We start from the raw sequence: 209 nt of genomic DNA on the forward strand, positions 1-209 counted from the left end.
ACCTGGCTAGAGGCTTTTCTTGGCAGTGTGAGATCATGACCTTCGCTACTGTAATTTTCACTCCCCATCACAGCCCAGCCTTACGATGTGCGGATTTGCCTACACATCAGCCTCACTGCTTGGACAGGCATCCATCAGCCTGCGTCACTACCCTACTGCGTCCCCCCATTGCTCATAACGGCTTACGGTGGTACAGGAATTTCGACCTG

The 209-nt window shown here is 53.1% G+C and carries 1 rRNA gene; it reads right to left on the reverse strand.

Features of this window, described 5'->3' with window-relative positions:
• Positions 1–209, reverse strand: a 23S ribosomal RNA gene (locus M3636_RS29400); the annotation flags it as partial.

This window comes from Paenibacillus sp. MER 99-2, assembly GCF_023714095.1.
GTDB lineage: Bacteria > Bacillota > Bacilli > Paenibacillales > Paenibacillaceae > Paenibacillus.